General features: G+C 65.0%; 21 protein-coding genes and 1 tRNA gene. 3 read left to right on the forward strand and 19 right to left on the reverse strand.

Features of this window, described 5'->3' with window-relative positions:
- Positions 1 to 45: 45 nt before the first annotated feature.
- The 6 genes from K323_RS0110310 to paaA are packed head-to-tail and all read right to left on the reverse strand — an operon-like array spanning position 46 to position 4,698.
- On the reverse strand, positions 46 to 819 hold the full coding sequence (locus K323_RS0110310; protein WP_022885206.1) for an enoyl-CoA hydratase/isomerase family protein: 774 nt from the start codon (positions 817 to 819) through the stop codon (positions 46 to 48).
- An 11-nt stretch (positions 820 to 830) separates the two neighbouring features.
- The gene (gene paaE / locus K323_RS0110315) at positions 831 to 1,982 is read right to left on the reverse strand and encodes a 1,2-phenylacetyl-CoA epoxidase subunit PaaE (protein ID WP_022885207.1); all 1,152 of its coding nucleotides are present in this window, start codon (positions 1,980 to 1,982) and stop codon (positions 831 to 833) included.
- On the reverse strand, positions 1,982 to 2,539 hold the full coding sequence (paaD, locus tag K323_RS0110320; RefSeq protein ID WP_022885208.1) for a 1,2-phenylacetyl-CoA epoxidase subunit PaaD: 558 nt from the start codon (positions 2,537 to 2,539) through the stop codon (positions 1,982 to 1,984). The genes paaE and paaD overlap by 1 nt, the downstream gene beginning before the upstream one ends.
- A complete protein-coding gene (paaC, locus tag K323_RS0110325) occupies positions 2,536 to 3,369 on the reverse strand; it encodes a 1,2-phenylacetyl-CoA epoxidase subunit PaaC (RefSeq protein WP_022885209.1) in 834 nt (277 codons plus the stop codon). The genes paaD and paaC overlap by 4 nt, the downstream gene beginning before the upstream one ends.
- Positions 3,370 to 3,415: 46 nt before the next feature.
- Positions 3,416 to 3,802 carry a 1,2-phenylacetyl-CoA epoxidase subunit PaaB gene (gene paaB / locus K323_RS25355; protein ID WP_033372788.1) on the reverse strand — a complete coding sequence of 129 codons (387 nt, stop codon included), beginning with the start codon at positions 3,800 to 3,802 and terminating at the stop codon, positions 3,416 to 3,418.
- Positions 3,724 to 4,698 carry a 1,2-phenylacetyl-CoA epoxidase subunit PaaA gene (gene paaA, locus K323_RS0110335; protein ID WP_022885211.1) on the reverse strand — a complete coding sequence of 325 codons (975 nt, stop codon included), beginning with the start codon at positions 4,696 to 4,698 and terminating at the stop codon, positions 3,724 to 3,726. Before paaA ends, paaB begins: the two co-directional genes overlap by 79 nt.
- A 155-nt stretch (positions 4,699 to 4,853) precedes the next feature.
- Here paaA and K323_RS0110340 point away from each other — a divergent pair, with 155 nt between their 5' ends.
- Positions 4,854 to 5,474 carry a TetR/AcrR family transcriptional regulator gene (locus K323_RS0110340; RefSeq protein ID WP_022885212.1) on the forward strand — a complete coding sequence of 207 codons (621 nt, stop codon included), beginning with the start codon at positions 4,854 to 4,856 and terminating at the stop codon, positions 5,472 to 5,474.
- A 74-nt stretch (positions 5,475 to 5,548) separates the two neighbouring features.
- Here the strand turns inward: K323_RS0110340 and paaZ are convergent, their stop codons facing one another.
- The 7 genes from paaZ to K323_RS0110375 form a co-directional block, all read right to left on the reverse strand.
- Positions 5,549 to 7,600, reverse strand: a complete 2,052-nt coding sequence (gene paaZ / locus K323_RS0110345) for a phenylacetic acid degradation bifunctional protein PaaZ (protein WP_022885213.1) — start codon at positions 7,598 to 7,600, stop codon at positions 5,549 to 5,551.
- Between the two features lie 7 nt (positions 7,601 to 7,607).
- Positions 7,608 to 8,555 (reverse strand): 3-hydroxyacyl-CoA dehydrogenase family protein, encoded by a 948-nt coding sequence (locus K323_RS25360; protein WP_022885214.1) that lies wholly within the window; start codon positions 8,553 to 8,555, stop codon positions 7,608 to 7,610.
- Positions 8,552 to 9,298 (reverse strand): enoyl-CoA hydratase/isomerase family protein, encoded by a 747-nt coding sequence (locus K323_RS0110355; RefSeq protein WP_022885215.1) that lies wholly within the window; start codon positions 9,296 to 9,298, stop codon positions 8,552 to 8,554. The genes K323_RS25360 and K323_RS0110355 overlap by 4 nt, the downstream gene beginning before the upstream one ends.
- Complete coding sequence (locus K323_RS0110360; RefSeq protein WP_022885216.1) at positions 9,298 to 10,482, reverse strand: acetyl-CoA C-acyltransferase; 1,185 nt, start codon at positions 10,480 to 10,482, stop codon at positions 9,298 to 9,300. Before K323_RS0110360 ends, K323_RS0110355 begins: the two co-directional genes overlap by 1 nt.
- 170 nt (positions 10,483 to 10,652) lie before the next feature.
- Positions 10,653 to 11,156 carry a hypothetical protein gene (locus K323_RS0110365; protein ID WP_157509404.1) on the reverse strand — a complete coding sequence of 168 codons (504 nt, stop codon included), beginning with the start codon at positions 11,154 to 11,156 and terminating at the stop codon, positions 10,653 to 10,655.
- A 103-nt stretch (positions 11,157 to 11,259) separates the two neighbouring features.
- On the reverse strand, positions 11,260 to 11,742 hold the full coding sequence (locus K323_RS0110370; RefSeq protein WP_022885218.1) for a hypothetical protein: 483 nt from the start codon (positions 11,740 to 11,742) through the stop codon (positions 11,260 to 11,262).
- A 97-nt stretch (positions 11,743 to 11,839) separates the two neighbouring features.
- Positions 11,840 to 12,589, reverse strand: coding sequence for a DUF1353 domain-containing protein (locus tag K323_RS0110375; protein WP_022885219.1), 750 nt, complete (start codon positions 12,587 to 12,589; stop codon positions 11,840 to 11,842).
- Positions 12,590 to 12,737: 148 nt separating this feature from the next.
- Here K323_RS0110375 and K323_RS25365 point away from each other — a divergent pair, with 148 nt between their 5' ends.
- A complete protein-coding gene (locus K323_RS25365; RefSeq protein WP_022885220.1) occupies positions 12,738 to 13,682 on the forward strand; it encodes a hypothetical protein in 945 nt (314 codons plus the stop codon).
- Positions 13,683 to 13,701: 19 nt separating this feature from the next.
- On the opposite strand, the gene K323_RS0110385 is transcribed toward K323_RS25365, so the two are convergent.
- Complete coding sequence (locus tag K323_RS0110385; RefSeq protein ID WP_033372864.1) at positions 13,702 to 14,289, reverse strand: TetR/AcrR family transcriptional regulator; 588 nt, start codon at positions 14,287 to 14,289, stop codon at positions 13,702 to 13,704.
- A gap of 110 nt (positions 14,290 to 14,399) precedes the next feature.
- On the opposite strand from K323_RS0110385, the gene K323_RS25370 reads away from it, so the two are divergent.
- Positions 14,400 to 15,242 carry an SDR family NAD(P)-dependent oxidoreductase gene (locus K323_RS25370; RefSeq protein WP_022885222.1) on the forward strand — a complete coding sequence of 281 codons (843 nt, stop codon included), beginning with the start codon at positions 14,400 to 14,402 and terminating at the stop codon, positions 15,240 to 15,242.
- A gap of 209 nt (positions 15,243 to 15,451) precedes the next feature.
- Here the strand turns inward: K323_RS25370 and K323_RS0110395 are convergent.
- The 5 genes from K323_RS0110395 to K323_RS0110415 form a co-directional block, all read right to left on the reverse strand.
- Positions 15,452 to 15,525, reverse strand: a tRNA-Ala gene (locus tag K323_RS0110395).
- Positions 15,526 to 15,602: 77 nt separating this feature from the next.
- Positions 15,603 to 15,977 carry a ribosome silencing factor gene (rsfS, locus tag K323_RS0110400; protein ID WP_026851519.1) on the reverse strand — a complete coding sequence of 125 codons (375 nt, stop codon included), beginning with the start codon at positions 15,975 to 15,977 and terminating at the stop codon, positions 15,603 to 15,605.
- 88 nt (positions 15,978 to 16,065) lie between these two features.
- A complete protein-coding gene (locus K323_RS28850) occupies positions 16,066 to 17,097 on the reverse strand; it encodes a hypothetical protein (RefSeq protein WP_022885224.1) in 1,032 nt (343 codons plus the stop codon).
- A complete protein-coding gene (nadD, locus tag K323_RS0110410) occupies positions 17,094 to 17,735 on the reverse strand; it encodes a nicotinate-nucleotide adenylyltransferase (RefSeq protein WP_022885225.1) in 642 nt (213 codons plus the stop codon). The genes K323_RS28850 and nadD overlap by 4 nt, the downstream gene beginning before the upstream one ends.
- Positions 17,707 to 17,943 (reverse strand): hypothetical protein, encoded by a 237-nt coding sequence (locus tag K323_RS0110415; RefSeq protein ID WP_022885226.1) that lies wholly within the window; start codon positions 17,941 to 17,943, stop codon positions 17,707 to 17,709. The genes nadD and K323_RS0110415 overlap by 29 nt, the downstream gene beginning before the upstream one ends.
- Positions 17,944 to 18,008: the final 65 nt, after the last annotated feature.

Here is an 18,008-nt window from a genome sequence, read left to right on the forward strand (position 1 = left end):
GGCCGGTCCGCCGCGTCAGCAGTCAAGCGACAGCGGACAGCGGCGTCAGGAGCGACCGCGAAACTGCGGGGACCGCTTCTGCTGGAACGCACGGAATCCCTCGGCGAAATCTGGAGTGGCGGCCAGGTCGCCCTGGGCGCGGTTCTCCCCCGCGATCGACTCCCACAGGCCGATCCTTTCGTCTCGGATCGATGCCACCAGCGACTTGCTCGCCAGGAACGCCTCGGTCGGGCCGTCTGCGACAGCGGCGACCTTCTCCCTGGTGAATGCCAGCACCTCGTCGTCGGGTACCGCACGACTGAACAGACCGGATGCCACAGCATCCGAGCCGCTCATCAGCTCGGCCGTGTAGATGAGGTCGAGGGTGCGGTGCGCACCGAGACGCTCCGTGAACAACGCGTGCCCCCCGGAGTCGAGGATCGCTCCGAGCTTCGCGAACGGCGAACCGATCTTCGCACCAGTGCCGACGTACACGACGTCTGTCGCAATCAGCAGGCCAAGGCCGATGCCGAGACAAGCACCGTGGGCGGCGGCGAACGTCGGCGCAGGAAAGTCGCTCATCTTTTTCAGTACCGGCGTGAGCACATCCGTCATGAAGCCGAACGCGTCATCGCGCTCTGGCTCCACCCCGGTGATGTCGCGCCCGGCACAGAACGCCCTCCCCTCGCCCCGCAGCAGCAACGCCCGCACACCGGCAGCTGCTGCGGCGTCGTAGGCAACACCGAGCTCGCCGAGGGAGGCGGCATCCAGCGAGTTGAGCCGCTCAGGCGCGTTCAGCACCACCTCGGCGATGTTGTTCTCGATGGTCAGGTCGATCATGGATTCTCCGATCAGACGTCGTAGTCGACGCTGACGGCGTCGCTGGTCGGCATGGACTGGCAGGTCAGCACGTAGCCGCGCTCGAGTTCTTCGGGCTCGAGCGCGAAGTTCTCTTCCATTTCGACGGTGCCGGTGACCAGTTTCGCCCGGCAGGTGCCACAGACACCACCCGCGCACGCGAACGGAACGTCAGGACGCACCCGCAGGGCAGCGTTCAGCACGCTCTCCCTGCCATGAACCGGCGTTGTCACGGTTGACGCACGCCCGTCGAGCGTGAACGTGATCGAGTGCACGGCTCCGCCGGGGGCGACGGCGACCGGCCGACCATGAGAACCTTCCGGTCTGGTGGGTTCACCCGTTGTGAACAGCTCGTAACGGATGTCGCCGGCCGCCACTCCGGCTTCTGCGAGCGTGTCGCGGCAGAGTTGGACCAGCTCGAACGGGCCGCAGATGAACCATTCGTCCACGGTCTCGGGCATCACCAGCAGAGACAGGATCGACTGGAGCTTCTCGTGATCGATGCGACCGGAGAGCAACGGGGAACTTCGCGTCTCCCTGGTCAATACGTGGTGCAGCGCCAGCCGGGCCGGAAACTTGTCTTTCAGGTCGGCCAGTTCTTCGAGGAACATGGTGTCGAGGGCAGTGCGATTCGAGTACACCACGGTGAACTGCGAATGCGGGGACTTTTCGAGCACACTGTGGGCGAGAGCCACGACGGGAGTGACCCCGGAGCCGGCGGCGATGGCCGCATAGTGCCTGGCAACATCCGCACTGATGTCTGTCGTGAAATTTCCCTCAGGACTCATCACATCGAGCTCGGCACCGGCCGCGAGGTTCTCCATCGCCCAGCTCGAGAACCGGCCACCGAGGTCACGCTTGATCGCCACGCGGATCTCGCCTGGAACCGGCGCCGAGCAGATGGAGTAGCTACGGCGCAGCTCTGTGCCGTCGACCGTGGCACGGATCGCGACGTACTGGCCTGGGTCGTAGCCGTAGTCGTCGGCCAGCTCGATTGGAACCTCGAAGGTCACCTCGATGGAGTCTTCGGTGAGACGGCGCACCTGCCGAACGACCAGGCGGTGAAACCGTGCACGTCGCCGCGTGGGGATGGCAGTCGCTGAATCGGCAGGCACGTCGGGGCCGGCATCGACGACGGGCGCCATCAGTGGTCCTTGAAGTAGTCGAAGGGCTCCTGGCAACGCTGGCAGACGTAGAGCGCCTTGCAGGAGGTGGAGCCGAACCGGCTGAGCTGCCTGGTGTGCAGCGAACCGCACTGCGGGCAACGGATTCCCATGCCGAGTGACACAGAGCCCAGAGACACCGGGCCGACCGGCCGCGTTCCCGTGGGCGGAGCGATGCCGTACTCAGCAAGTTTCTGTTTGCCTTCTGCGCTCATCCAGTCGGTCGTCCAGGCCGGGCTGAGCACCGAGCGCACGGTGACCTCGGCGTAACCGGCGCCCTCGAGCACCGTCACGATGTCGTCGCGGATGGCGTCGATGGCCGGGCATCCGGAGTAGGTGGGGGTGATCTCGATCACTGCGCGATCTCCGGAGACGGATGCCGAACGCAGCACCCCGAGATCCGCGATGGTGAGAACGGGCACCTCAGGGTCCACGACGGTGGCGGCGAGATCCCAGGCGGCACGCGATGCCTCATCGGCCGGACGCGGACGGGCGACGGACTCTGCGCTGAATTCGACGGGGTTGGCCACGGCGATCACCAGGTCGCTCCAGGGTACTGGCGCGCCAGCACCTGCATCTCGGCGAGCAGCACACCGAAGCCGCCGGTGTGCACGCCGTCGCGACCTCCGCCTCGCGCCACCGCTCCGGTCGGAACCTCGAGGTCGGCCTGGCCGAGCACGCGGCCGACCAATTCGTCGAAAGGCTCCCGCAGCGTGGTAGGACGAACGGCGACGCCGTCAAGGTCGTCGATCAGCACATCGTCGATGAGCCCGTCGTCGCGGAACAGTTCGTCGACGTACGGCCACACGTCAGTGAGCGCGACCTGCACACGACGGCGCGATTCCTCCGTACCCTGGCCGAGCCGCAGCATCCATTGGGCGCTGTGATCGCGGTGATAGTCGACTTCTTTGACGGCCTTGGCGGCGATCGCCGCGAGCACAGGGTCTGAGGAATCGACAAGCCTGGAGTACAGCTCGAACTGGAAGAACGACACGGCGAACTGCCGCACGATGGTGTGGGCAAAGTCGCCGTTCGCCAGCTCAAAAATCTGGGCGCAGCGCCAATCGGGTTCGTCCCGGAAGTATGCGAGGTCGTCTTCTGACTTGCCCCAGGCGGATCCGGCGTAGGTGAGGAACGAGCGCGCGTGACCGATCAGGTCAAGCGCGATGTTTCCGAGCGCGATGTCTTCTTCGATCTCCGGCGCCCGCGCGATCCACCAGCCGAGCCGCTGCGACAGGATGAGAGCGTCGTCGCCGAGCCGAAGAGCGTACTCCGCGACGGATGCCGGAGCGACGGCACCCCCGTCGGCCAGCTGCTCCGCGATCTTCTCAGGGGTCAGAGCAGCGCCCATCGTGATCTTCTGGCTCATCGCATACCTCCTGCCATCACCGGTGTTCGTGTCGCGGGTGTTGGTGTCACAGGTGCCTCACCGCATCGGCCTCGCTGTAATACGTCGCATGACGGTAATCCTTGCCCTGGGGTGACTCGAAAAATGCCCCACGGGCATCCGGATCTGACGCCGTGATGGCGGCGGCGGGCACGACCCACACCGAGACTCCCTCGTTTCGCCTGGTATACACATCACGCGCATTGCGTACGGCCATCACGGCGTCTGGCGCGTGGAGCGAGCCGGCGTGCACGTGCGAGAGGCCACGCGCTGAGCGGATGAAGACCTCCCAGAGCGGCCACTGCTCGCGACCTCCTGACTCCCCAGGACTCGCCATCATGCCACCTGCGCTTCGGCAGCGTCGGCTGCTTCGGCTTGTTTGCGCGCATACGCGCGGGCGGCCTCGCGCACCCATTCGCCGCCTTCGTGGGCTTCGCGACGACGTTCGATCCGCTCGGCGTTCGCTTGACCTCTGCCGGCAAGCACCTCGTGGAACTCCGTCCAGTCGAGGTCGCCGAGATCGTAGCTCTGGCGCTCCTCGTTCCAAGCGATAGCCGGATCGGGAAGGGTGATTCCGAGCACCTCGGCCTGCGGAACCAGCATGTCGACGAATCGCTGCCGAAGCTCATCATTGCTGAAGCGCTTGATGTTCCAGGCCATACTCTGCTGCGAGTTGGGAGAGTCGGCGTCCGGCGGACCGAACATCATCAGGGCGGGCCCGTACCAACGGTTCACCGATTCCTGTGCCATCTCTCTCTGGGCGTCAGTGCCGCGCATCAGGGCGAGCAGGATCTCGAAGCCCTGGCGCTGGTGGAAGGACTCTTCCTTGCAGATACGCACCATCGCGCGCCCATACGGCCCGTACGATGCCCGGCAGAGCGGAACCTGGTTGCAGATCGCCGCACCGTCGACCAGCCAGCCGATCGAGCCCATGTCTGCCCAGGTGGGCGTGAAGTAGTTGAAGATGGAGGAATACCTCGCCTTGCCGGTGATCAGCTGCTCGAACATCGTGTCGCGGTCGGTGCCCAGCGTCTGGGCTGCCGAGTAGAGATACAGCCCGTGGCCGGCCTCGTCCTGCACCTTGGCCATCAGGATCGCCTTGCGCTTGAGGCTCGGCGCGCGGCCGATCCAGTTGCCCTCCGGCTGCATGCCGATGATCTCGGAGTGGGCATGCTGGGAAATCTGCCTCACCAGCGCGCGCCGGTAGGCGTCCGGCATCCAGTCGGTCGGTTCGATCCGGCCATCGGCCGCCATGATCTCGTCGAACCGGGCCATCTCGGCGTCGTCGCCCCCGGCTGCGCCGCGATCCATACGACCCGGTGCCGTGCCTTCTGCGAGACTCATAGAGGTTTCTCCTCGGGATCTTTCCTCGTTGACGAACCGAGTGGCCTATTACTTACTGAACGTTCGTTCAGGCTAACATTGAGACCGTGGCCGGTCAAGCCGATCGGTGAGAAGGAGGGCGCATGAGCTCCACAGAGAGCGCGGCTGATGTTCGCACGCCGGCGAAGGCCGGTCGGCCGGGCCATGACCAGCACAGCGTGCTGACGATCGCTGTCGGTGTCTTCAACGAGTTCGGCTACGAAGCCACCTCGATGGGTGTGCTTGCTGAGCGCCTCGGCACCAGCAAGTCCGCCATCTATCATCACTTCCCCGGCAAGGAAGACGTGCTGCGCCGAGCGCTGGATTACGCCCTGGGCGGGCTCGAAGCAATTCTTGAAGACGCCAGGGCAACGGCAGGACCGGCCGACGTGCGGCTCAGGTTTGTGGTCGCGGAAGCCGTGCGAGTGCTCTGCGAACGCCTGCCCTATGTGACCTTACTGCTCCGGCTCCGTGGCAACACCGAGGTCGAAAGGGACGCTCTCGACCGCCGGCGTCGCTTCAACGCTGCTATGGCAGCACTGGTCGAGGCCGCTCGGGCCGACGGCACGGTGCGCACCGACGTTGATGCCAGGACGACGACCCGGCTGCTGTTCGGAATGATCAACTCGATCGTCGAGTGGTACCGGCCGGGTGGGCCGATGACGCCGGCGCTGCTTGCCCAGGACGTGCTCGCGGTCGCGTTCGACGGCATCCGCGCCCCCTGACCCGTATCGGTATTGGTACCTTTCCGGTCGAGTGCGTCCGTTGCGCCGGGCACTCGGGGCCGGAAAGGTCACTCTCACGCGGGCTGGCGCTTGGCGACCAGGGTCAGCACGTCGTACGCGGCGACCAGTTCGTCGTTCTGATTGTGGAGCACGGCGTCCCAGCGCACCTCACCGTAATCCTCGGTCTCCCGCGGCGTGATCCGCTTGGCCGTCAGCGTGACCCGGATGCCGTCGCCGGCAGACACCGGCGTCACGAACCGCAGGTTCTCAAGTCCGGTGTTCGCCAGGACAGGTCCGGGCGCCGGGTCGACGAAGAGTCCAGCCGCCCACGACACCAGCAGGTAGCCGTGCGCGACGATGCCCGGGAAGAACGGGTTCGCTTCCGCGGCTTCCTGGTCGGTGTGGGCGTAGAACCTGTCACCGGTCGACTCCGCGAACGCGGCGATGTCCTCTGCCGTGACCACTCGCGGACCTGCCTCGACCTGGTCACCGATCCGGAGTTCGGCCAGGGATTTACGGAATGGATGCACATCGGAACGAACCGGAGCACCGGCCCTCCAGTCACCGGTGACGGCCGTCAGCATCGCGGGCGAGCCCTGGATCGCAGTGCGTTGCATGTGGTGAAGCACCGCACGGATGCCTCCGAGCTCTTCGCTGCCACCGGCCCGCCCCGGTCCTCCGTGCACGAGGTGCGGCACCGGTGAGCCGTGACCCGTGCTCGAGCGCGCGTCGTCCCGATCGAGCACCAGCACCCGCCCGTGGTGTGCAGCGATGCCGAGCACCAGCGTGCGCGCCACCTCTGGGTCGTGGGTGGCAACAGTGGCCACCAGAGAACCGCCGCCGCGCGCGGCGAGCTCGATGGCATCGTCGAGCCCGTCGTATTCGATGATCGAAGCCACCGGCCCGAACGCCTCGATCTCGTGCACGGCCGCGCTCCGGGCGTCGTCAAAAGCCAGCAGCAACGGCGAGACGAATGCGCCGTCCGGGTTCATCCCCTCCGGTGCGTCGAGCGAGCCGACCAGAACTCGTCCGCCGCCATCGATCAGACGACGGGAACTGCCAAGCACCTCGCTGCGCTGGTCGACGCTGGCCAGTGGTCCCATGGTGACGCCCTCTGCACGCGGGTCTCCGACGGTGACCTTCCGACCGATCCGGTCAGACACTGCGTCTGCAACAGCGGCCGTGAGGCCGGCTGGCACGATCAGCCGACGGATGCTGGTGCACTTCTGGCCCGTCTTCGCGGTCATCTCAGTCACGACGGATGCGACGTACGCGTCGAACTCCGGCGTGCCGGGTTCGGCGTCCGGCCCGAGGATGGCGGCATTCAGCGAATCGGTCTCGCTGGTGAATCGCACACCGCCTGCAACCACATTCGGGTGCGCTTTGAGCGCCATCGCGGTCGATGCGGAGCCGGTGAACGCCACGAGATCGCGATAGTCGAGGTGGTCGAGCAGGTCGCGTGCGCTGCCGGAGACCAGTTGCAGCGTTCCGGCCGGCAGGATGCCCGAGTCCAGGATGTGCCGAACGACGGCTTCCGTGAGGTATCCGGTGGGGGTCGCCGGCTTCACAATGGATGGCACACCGGCGATGAATGCTGGTGCGAACTTCTCGAGCATGCCCCAGACCGGAAAGTTGAAGGCGTTGACCTGGCAGGCGACTCCAGGGATCCGCGTGTAGATGTGCTGGCCGCTGAACGACCCGTCTTTAGAGAGCGCTTCGACACCGCCGTCGACGTACACCTGGCTGTTCGGCATCTCGCGACGCCCCTTCGACGAGAAAGTGAACAGCACTCCGATGCCTCCGTCGATATCGATCATCGAATCGAAGCGGGTGGCGCCGGTCTGCGCGGAGAGAGCGTAGAGCTCGTCTTTCACGCCATTCAGGTATTGAGCAAGCTGCTTGAGGAGCAGTGCACGCTGGTGGAACGTGAGCTGGCCGAGCGAAGCCTGTCCGACCGTCCGTGCGTACTCGACGGCCCCGGCGAGGTCGACTCCTTCGCTGCTGACCGTGGCAACGAGAGCGCCGGTGCTGGCATCCATCACCGCCTGTGCGCCGGTTTCTCCTGCCGGTGACCACCATCCGCCGTTCACAAAGCTAGGAACAATCTGAGGCTCGAGGAGTGTCATGCTCGAACTACCTTTCGTTTGTCGGCGCCGGCATCTGGGCGACTCCGGGCCAGTCGTAGAAGCCCCTGCCGGTCTTGCGGCCGAGATCACCGCGGGCGACCAGGTCGCGAAGCAGCTGGGGCGGGGTGAATCGGTCTCCGAGGGTCTTGCTCAGGTGCTCGGCGATCCCCAGCCGCACATCGAGGCCGACGATGTCGGTCACTCTCAATGGGCCCACCGGATGCCGGTAGCCGAGTTCCATTGCCGTGTCGATGTCTGCCGGGCTCGCCACCCCTGCCTCGACCATTCGAATCGCCTCGAGGGCAAGCGCGACACCCAGTCGGGAGCTGGCGAGGCCGGGGGAATCGCGCACGACGATCGGCGTCTTTCCGACTGCCGCAGACCAGGCGCGAGCGTGCTCGACCAATTCGAGCGACGTCTGCTCGCCGACGACGATCTCGATCAGCTCAGACACCGGCACGGGGTTGAAGAAGTGTAGGCCGATGAACCGCTCCGGCCGCTGGAGAAAGACGGCGAGCTCGGTGATCGACAGTGATGAGGTGTTGCTGGCGAGCCAGCCCGACGGGTCCATGGCCGCTTCGGCCCTGAGTAGCGCTGCACTCTTCAGCTCCGCGTCTTCCGGCACGGCTTCCACGACCAGCGCGCAACCGGAGAACACCGCGGCATCCGTCGCCACGGTCAGGCGGTCACCGTAATGAGTCCGCGGCTCAGCAGCGCCGCTGCGTTCGAGCGTTCTGTCGACGGATGCCATTGTGCGCTCCCAGCCGGCAGCGGCGGCTTCGTCGTCGCGCTCGACAATGGCGACCTCTGCGCCGGCCATGAGGAAGGCATGAGCGATTCCCGCCCCCATGCGGCCACCGCCGATCACCCCGACGCTGTGTGGAATTTCACTGCGTGGAATCGCACCGTCTGGTGTGCTGTGTGGAAACGCGCTGTTTCCCGCGTCTGCCGTCATCGACTTTTCCGTTCCAGGAATGCAGCCATGCGCGCGAATTTCTGTTCTGACTCGAACAACTGCGCCTGCGCCTCGTTGTCGACCAGCGGGTGCGCGTCGGCCGGTGCGTGGAAGACCTGCTTGGCGAGACGCGTAGCCAGGGGGTCCTGCGCGGCGATCCGGTCGGCAAGAGCGTCGGCGGCAGCCATCAGCGCGTCCGGATCGTGCACTGCGGTGACGAGGTGAACCGCCAGTGCCTCCTCGGCGGTGAGGACGCGTCCTGCCAGGATGATCTCCTTGGCGACCGGCTCTCCGACCAACTGCGCGAGACGCCACAGGGCACCGGCAGCGGGGATGATGCCGAGCGAGGTCTCCGGGTTGCCGAGCCTGGCACGCGTCGACGCGATGCGGAAGTCGGCTGCATAGGCGAGTTCGGCACCGCCTCCGAGTGCCCAGCCGTCGATGGCCGCGATGACGGGCATGGGGAGCGCCGCAATCCTGACGAAGAGCGCAGAGTTGATTCCGCGCAATGCATCATCGGCTCGGCGCGTGGCGAGCTCGGCGATATCTGCTCCTGAGGCGAAGACGCCGTCGGTGCCAGAGAGGATCAGAACGCGCGGCGTCGCCTCGAGCTCGGCACAGACGAGGTGAAGTTCGTCGACCATTGCCTGGTCGATGGCGTTGCGCTTGTCTGGGCGGTTCAGCCGCACGTGCAGCCGGTCCGTGCCTTTCGTGACGGCGAGGGTGCTGTACTCGTGCGACATCAGACGCGCTCCACGATCAGGGAGGCGCCCTGACCGACGCCGACGCACATGGTGGCGAGCCCGCGTCGGGCGTCTTCACGTTCCATTCTGCCGAGCAGGGTGATCAGAATACGAGTGCCTGACGCGCCAAGCGGGTGCCCGAGTGCGATCGTGCCGCCGTTACGGTTCACGATCTCCGGATCGAGACCGAGAAGACGGATGCTTGCCAGCGATTGGGTGGCGAAGGCTTCATTGAGTTCGACAGCGTCCACTTCGTCGATGCCGAGCCCCTGCCGTGCCAGAAGCTTCTGGGTCGCCGGAACGGGCCCGAGTCCCATCACCTCTGGTGCGACGCCCGCACTCGCTCCCCCGACGATTCTGGCGCGCGGGCGAAGCCCCAGCCGGTTGACGGCAGATTCGCTGGCAACCAGGACCGCCGCCGCGCCATCGTTCAGAGAACTCGAGTTTCCCGCCGTGACGACACCGCCTGGCCGCACCACGGACCGTAGCCCGGCGAGCACATCGAGGCTGGTGTCCGCCCTGGGACCCTCGTCGTCAGACACCGTGCCGCTGCGCGTGGGAACCGAAACGATTTCAGGAGCGAACGTTCCCGACTCTCCAGCTGAGACGGCGGCCTGGTGCGATCGGAGCGCAAACGCGTCGGCGTCTTCCCTGCTGATGCCCTCGCGATCGGCGACCTCTTCCGCCGTCTCCGGCATCGACAGGGTGGCCTTGTCGCGTTCGGCGAACCGGGGATTCGCGAATCGCCACCCGATCGACGTGTCGGCGATCTCCCCTGGTTTCGAGAAGGCCGTCTCGGGCTTCGCCAGCACCCAGGGCGCCCTGGTCATCGATTCGACGCCGCCCGCGATGACGAGGTCGGCCTCTCCCGACTTCACCATGCTCGACGCCAGGTGCACGGCAGACAGGCCAGAGGCGCAGAGCCGGTTGACAGTGATGCCGGGCACGGAATCGGGGAAGCCGGCAAGGAGTCCGGCCATGCGGGCGACGTTGCGATTGTCTTCGCCGGCCTGGTTCGCCGCTCCGAAGATCACATCGTCGAGCTGTGCGGGATCCACACCGGATCGTGAGACTACGGCTTCGAGCACGAGGGCGGCGAGGTCATCCGGACGCACCCCGGCAAGGGCACCCCGGAATCGCCCGATCGGAGTGCGAACACCATCGACGAGAAATGCTTCGGCCATGGCTTCATCACCTTCGAGATCGGAATAACTTACTGACCGTTCGTTCTGTAAAGCAGCTTACAGAAAGAATGACACAGTTCCGTCCAGAGGACCAAACTCACCGCGGCCCTGGCCGGAGACGTCAGAGAAGTCGCTGCGCTGGCCGGGAGACCTCAGAGAAGTCGCTGCGTCTAAAAGAAGTCGTCTGGTGTTCCAGCGGCCTTGGTGACCTCGTCGGTCGGCACCTTGGCCGCAGTCAGCTTGACCATCGCCACTCGAAGTCCGGATTCCATTTGCGCCGCCCACACCTCGGTCTCACGGCTGGACGCGTCTGCGGCATCCGCTCTGGCTATCGCCTTCTCCTTCTCAGCGCGCTCACTCCTGACCTGCTGGATGCTGAGAGTGATGCCGTAGTACGCGGCGACCATCGAAGCGATCGGAGTTGCGATGACCGCCAGCGCGTTGATGCTGGCGTTGGTCGCGTTGACGAAGATCAAGACGATGAATGCGAGTGCCAGGGCGACGATCCCGACCAGAACGACGAGCGGAACCCGAAGGGCCGGTGCGCTCGCGCGTGACTCGTCAGGTGCGGTGGCCGGTGCGGTGGCCGCGACGGCAGCCTGCTGGGATTGCCCCGGAGCCGGAGCCGGTTGCAGTGGCATAGTCGGCTGGGGCGAGTTTGGCAGGTCGGTCATGAGTTTCTCCGTCATCCGCCCAGGGGCGTCGTCGATACGTTGTCTGTCGCCTCATTGTGGTGGCCGTCCCGGTCGGGGGTCAAGGCGGGAGTCACGGCGGCAGTCAAAGCGGGAGGTCATCCCCACGTAGGAATACCCTCTTGTAACGCCGCCCGTCGGGCAGTTCGACGGTGCGGCTTTCGAGCTTCCCTCGGCTCACCTGCAGGTAGATCGCCTGCGCCGTCACACCCAGTGCTTTGGCTGCTTCGGCGACGGAATGGCCTGGGAGATCCGTTGGAACGCTGCTGGGCCGAGCAGCGCGCTTACGTCCCGACTCCGCCCGCGCGGCGATCTCGTCGTCACTCCCCTGCCAGCGCCACTTTGCGGCCGCGGGTTTCAACCCGGCCGCCACCGCGACACTTTCCCAGCTCGCGCCTTCTTCAAGCGAGGCCCGCACCGATGCCAGCGTGGCGGCGTCGCCGTCGAGGGCAGACGAGAGCTCTCGGATGCAGCGGAGCAGTTCAAGTGGCGGCGCCAGTGGGTCTGCATCCAGTTCGGCCAGGCGTGCGAGCGCAACTGCGGTGGCCCGTGACAGGTATTTCCCCATGGGCGCTACGCTACCGGTCCCAGAAGCCTGACGCCGGACGCTGGAGGGGTCAGCACTGCGACCTCACCGACACTAGGACCTGAACGGAGGTCCGCGATCATGGCCCTTTCGCGAATGGGCCGTAGACGGGCCCCGGTGTGCGGTCCAGGAATGGGCGGTCGATCAGTTCGCGCGCCAGGAACTCCAGCAGGCGGAACGGCGCAATCGCGCAGAACTGCAGCACGAGGAGCGGCGCAAGCACGGCCAGCCCGTAGCTCAGCCAGACGACCAGGGCCGCATCCCGCCGCCAGAAAAGCGCCGCAGCGGCCGGCACAACCAGAGTAAGCAGCCAGAGCGGCGTGCCGAACGCCAAGACGACGGCGAGGTAGCTGAGGGCAACGCCGAGAATCGTCTGAGCTATCAGCAGAACAAATGCGCGTCGATGGAACTGCTGGAAGCGCTGGACCGACACGAAGGTCCACATCAGCCAGGCGCGCAGCAGAGGCACCTTCTGCTGGCGAAGCCCGACGCGCAAAATGCGATCGTCCTCTCGCCGCTGCACTGCACCTCCGGCTCCCCCGAGCCTGGACGCCAGGTCGCTTCGATGGTCGTGGATGATCGCCGGCGCACTCTGCCGCCCGTATGAGGCGATGAAACCCCACAGCATTGAGGGGACAGAAGCCAGATCAGTACGATTGCCGTCCTGTGGGTCGACAGCTGGAACGTGTGCCGGCGCCCAGTAGATCTCTCCCCTGTCAGATTCACGGAAGCCGATTCGACGAACGAGCTGGAAATACCGACCGTCGGCAGGAGCTTGCGTGAGCGGAATGACCCGCAACGGATCACCGCTCTCGTCGACGAACCCCATTCTGGTCTCCCCTCGGCGGCTGGTCTAAATGCTGGCTTGTCTGAATGCTGGCTTGACTGAATGATGCACGGCCCAGCATCCGTAATCAAGTTTCCCCGACACAGCCATGCGTAGAGTGAAGACATGCAGGGAAGGCGATGATCGCGCCGTGACGACAGACCTGGTGAGCGTGGCCAATGAGCTCTACGCCCTTCCGTCCGATGAGTTCGTCGCCGCGCGCAACGCGCGGGCGAAAGCCGCTCGTGACTCCGGCGATAAGGATCTCGCAGTCAGGATTGGCGAACTGACCAAACCGTCTGCGGCCGCTTGGGCGGTCAATATGCTCGTGCGGCACAGCGGTGATCAGGTCGACCAGCTGATCGATTTGGGCGCTTCGCTTCGTCAGGCTCAGAAGGAACTCGATCCCGTGCAACTGCGTGAGCTCACCCGACAGCGCCAGAAGCTCGTTGCCGCGCTCGGCACGCAGGCGCGCTCCGTTGCCGAGGAACTCGGGAAGAAGCCAAGCAACACCGCCATCGACGAGGTGGGGCAGACACTGCAGGCAGCGCTCACCGATCCGGATGCCGCAATCGCCGTGCAGAGCGGTCGCCTGATCCGCACGCTGACCGGCACCGGATGGGAACCTGTCGATCTCTCGGGTGCTGTCGCCGTCCCGCCGGAGGGGCTGGGCATCTCCCGCCAGGATGACGTGGCCGGGTCAAGGTCCGATCCGAAGAAGGCGTCGGGCCCGAAAGTGGCGGCTGAGAAAAGGAAGTCCGGCTCGGCGAAAGAGCGGGATGTGGAACGCCAACGGCGCGAAGCGAGTGAAGCCCGTGAGCTGCGTGAGCAAGCCGAGGAAGCCGATCGCAAAGCCGATGCCGCGCGAAGCGATCTGGGGGAAATCGAAGGGCAGATCGATGACCTCGCCACGCAGAGGCAACAGGTTACAAAAGAGCTCGGTTCGCTGCGCGACCGCATCGCGGCGCTCGAGGAGGAGTCAGCAGACCTGAGCCGAGAGGTGCGAAGCCTGGAGCGCGAGAGGAAAGCGGCCTCGCGTGCCTTCGAGCGAGCCGAGCGCGAGGCTCGCGCCGGCCACGACCGCGACACCAACTGACGGACACAGGCAGTGTCGGCTAGGCGCGGAGTGTGGCAATCGCCTCGTCGAACAGCTGCGCAGGGTCGGCAGCGCCACTCGACTCGTACCATGCGTCAACCGCGGCGTCGAGGCAGGCGAGTGCCGCCGCGACAAAGGCGCGCGCGCGCGGATCAGGTGTCACGGAATCAGGCAGGCCCAGACGGCGCTGCACCTCGGGGGCGAGAAGCGCTTGCCAGCGAAGGTGCTTCTCCAAATGCCTCGCGCGCAGCGAAGGGGCATCGTGGTACATCCCGGCGAGGGCGAGCCTCTCTGCCGACGTATTCTCGGTAGATTGCAGCGTCAGGAACGCCGCCCGAATCGCCGTCCAGGCGGACTCCGGGGCCGGGCGCGCTTCGAGTGCGGCGCGAACCGACTCGCCGAGGGCGTCGGTGTCGCCGAGAACGAGGTCTTCTTTGCTTCCGAAATAGTGGAAGAACGACCGGCGAGAAATACCGGCAGCGGCTGCGATCTGGTCGACGGTCGTCGCGTCGAAGCCATTCTGTGCGAAGAGTCGCATGGCCGTCTCGGTAATCTCCGCGTGAACCGCACGACGTGTGCGTTCGCGAAGACTGGGCGGGGTTACCATTCGTTCAGTGTACATTCATTCGCACTCGACGCCTGAGGTTGCACGGAGTGCAAGGTATTGCATATAGTGCATATAGTGCATATAGTGCATATAGTGCATATAGTGCAAGCATGACTGCACTCGACTTCTCCCACCAGACCACAATCGTCACCGGCGCCAGTTCCGGAATCGGCGAAGCCTTCGCTCGCGAACTGGCCCGCCGCCGTTCCGATCTCATTCTCGTTGCTCGACGACAGGGCCGCCTGCAGACTCTCGCCTCCGAACTTGAGGCGAGCCATGGCGTCCGGGTCACGGTGATCTCCCTCGATCTCAGCGTGCCGGGAGCGGGCCGTGCCCTCGCCGCAAATCTGGCTGAACGCGGCATCCCGGTCACGGGTCTCGTGAACAACGCCGGCTTCGGAACCGATGGCCCCTTCCACGAGGAAGACCCGCAACTGCTCGCGGACGAGATCAACGTGGATGTCGCGAACCTCGTCGACATCACTCGCGCCTTCATCGACCCTTTGCGCAGCGCCGGCATCGGCATCCTCGTCAACGTCGCAAGCCTGGTCGCCTACACTCCGAGTCCGGGCATGGCGGTCTACTCAGCGTGTAAGGCATTCGTCCTCAGCTTCACGGAGGCACTGTGGGTCGAATCACGCGGCACGGGCCTGCGCGTACTCTCCCTGGCGCCGGGCCTGACCCGAACGGAGTTCTTCGACGATCTCGACGGCGGTGCCTATCACGGCAACTATCAGACCCCGGAGCAAGTGGTTCATATAGCGATGCGCGCGCTCGAGAGCGGGCGCAGGCCGAGCGTGCAGTCTGGACGCCTCAATGCCCTCGCCGCGACGCTCCCCCGCTTCCTGACGCGCACAAGAGCGGTGATTGTCAGCGGCGCGTTCTCGGCGCGCTCCCGCACGAGCGCCGCGCCGGACCGGAGCCGGGTGAGCCAGGTCACACCCACAAGCTGAGGCGTCCGGCTCGGGCTCCGCCCTCGCGCCTCCTCGAATCACTGTGGTCATTAAACGCAAGAAAGCCCGACACTTCGTGCCGGGCTTTCTTGCGTTTGTGGATCCAAGGGGACCCCGTCATTCGGGCTCCGCCCTCATTCCTCCTCGAATCGCTGTGGTCATTAAACGCAAGAAAGCCCGACACTTCGTGCCGGGCTTTCTTGCGTTTGTGGATCCAAGGGGATTCGAACCCCTGACCCCCTGCATGCCATGCAGGTGCGCTACCGGGCTGCGCCATGGACCCCGGTTTTACTTCGAATTACTTCGAAACAACTTGCTCAGATTACTACACGAACCGACTCAACGCGAAACTGAAACGCACTACCGGCTCTCGCGCGCCGGCAGCTGGAGTGGAATGACGGGGCAATCCTTCCAGAGACGTTCCAGCCCGTAGTACATCCGCTCTTCCTGGTGGAAAACATGCACAACGAGGTCGCCGAAATCGACCAGAATCCAACGACCCTCCGCGCGGCCTTCACGACGAAGCGGCTTGTGGCCTGCCTCAATCAGTTTGTCTTCGATCTCGCCGGCAATCGCGATGACATTACGCTCCGATCCTCCGGTGACGATGAGAAAGACGTCGGCAAGCGGCAGCGGACCCGATACGTCGAGCGCAACCAGGTCCTCCCCCGCTTTAGAGTCGGCGGCCTGCGCAGCCACGGTGAGAAGCTCGAGAGCATGGGCGGAAGCGGTCATCGAATAAACCTCGAAGTCTTGGGAAGCTGGGCTGTTGATAGCAGGCATGATGGAGCCGAAACGGCGAAGGGTGCCGTCGGTTGTGGCATTAGAAGATCTTGAGCATATAGCCGACGATGAAGAGAGCCACCACACCGGCAGCCAGCACGGCAGCCGTGATCGCGAGCACCGACGGGAGCGAAACGCCGCTCTTCTTGGGTGGTGTCATCACGCCACGCGTCGACGTGTGAGTACTCACAGCGCGGCTTGCGCTCACGGGCGCAACGGAAGATGTCGCCGTTCCCTCATCGAGTTGATCGAGCATATGGTCCATCTCCGACGAGTCGAAGTGGTTCGGGTGCTGCCCGGTCGCCCCGAGACTCCGCGGCAGGTCGATGGAACCCGTGATCAAGATCTCACCAGTGCTCGTCAGAGGACCAGATCGGGTTCCCTGCTGTGGGACCGAAGGAAGGATGAGAGCGTTGGACGTGGTCGGTATTCCGCCGGCCCCGACACCTCGCGAGATCAGTTGGTCGAACGGCTGGCCGCCGTCGATGACCTGGGTATGCGAGTCTGAGTGCGAACTCGGGTCAACACCTCGGTCGCCGTTCCAGGCAGACGGATGTCCATCCGGAGCGTCGTTAGCTGTTTCCGAGGCGCCGTCATCGATGACCTGTTGAGCGCCGGTTTCGGCGTCTTCCATCGCCTTCATCGCCCGCAACTCCCTGCGGGTCAGAGTGCGCTCCGGCGTTGGCATCCCCTGAGGCGCCGGATCAATCTGCGTGGTTGCCGACCGGGGAGCAAAGCTCGACACCGGCGTCGTGGAGGCCGCTCGTGCAGGAGATATTGCTGGTGCAGCTTCTACTGACGCAGCTTCGACGTGTGCCTGAGGGGTGATGAACTCGGGTGTGTCGCCCGCCTGAATGGCGGAGTCGGTACCCGCGCGGCGGGACGGTTTTGGGGCCGCGTTCGCGGCCTGCCGTTCTGCGGCCTGCTGTTCTGCGGCCTGCTTTTCCGCGGCCTGCTGTTCTGGACTCAGCTCCAAGTCTTGGTCGCGCGCACGCTCCCTGGCTTGCCGCCGCGTCAGTGGTACTGGCGTCAATGGTGGCGTCTCTGACTGCGGGTCGTTACCCAACGTCATGCCACACTCCGATACAGATGGTGCTTCGTGATGTACTGGACGACCCCGTCAGGAACCAGATACCAGACCGGGAAGCCCCGATTGACCCGTGCCCGGCAATCGGTGGATGAGATCGAAAGGGCCGGGACCTCCAACAAGCTTACGTCCTGGTTCGGCAATCCTGAAACGCTCAGCTCATGTCCCGGGCGACTCACAGCGACGAAATGAGCGAGATCCCAGAGTTCCTGAACGTCTTTCCAGCCGAGGATCTGCGCAATCGCATCCGCACCGGTGATAAAGAACAATTCGGCGTCTGGCCGTTCAGCATGGATGTCTCGCAGCGTGTCGATGGTGTAGGTCGGGCCATTCCGATCGATGTCGACGCGGCTGACGGTGAAGCGAGGATTGGACGCAGTGGCGATCACGGTCATCAGGTAACGGTGTTCGCTTTTACTGGCGTCCTGCTTCTGCCACGGCCGGCCGGTGGGAACAAAGATCACTTCGTCGAGGTCGAAGCTCTGGGCGACCTCGCTGGCCGCCACCAGGTGACCGTGGTGAATGGGATCGAATGTGCCACCCATCACGCCGATGCGTGGACGACGTTCTGGCTCAGTCACGAACTCAGCGCCGTCAGTGCCCGCCGTGTTCAGGACTGTCATGCGTACCGCCGCCATGTGCGGCCGCGTACGCCTTGCCCTTCGCCTGGTGCCGATTCGCGACATCACGCCAGGTCCACAGAACGATACCGAGCGCAAGGAAGATCGCCAGAGCGATCGCACCATATGCCCAGGTCGGCATGGGCAATTCGACGTGTCCCGCCTCGGCCAGCACAGCAGTTTCCGCCAGCACAGTGGTCAGGAATGACATCGGTTCTTCTCCGTTCAACGCGCGTTCGGGGCTCGCGCCACCCTCACCATCCTAGTAGGCCGCTG

The sequence above is a fragment of the Glaciibacter superstes DSM 21135 genome (assembly GCF_000421145.1).
In the GTDB taxonomy this organism is placed as follows: domain Bacteria; phylum Actinomycetota; class Actinomycetes; order Actinomycetales; family Microbacteriaceae; genus Cryobacterium; species Cryobacterium superstes.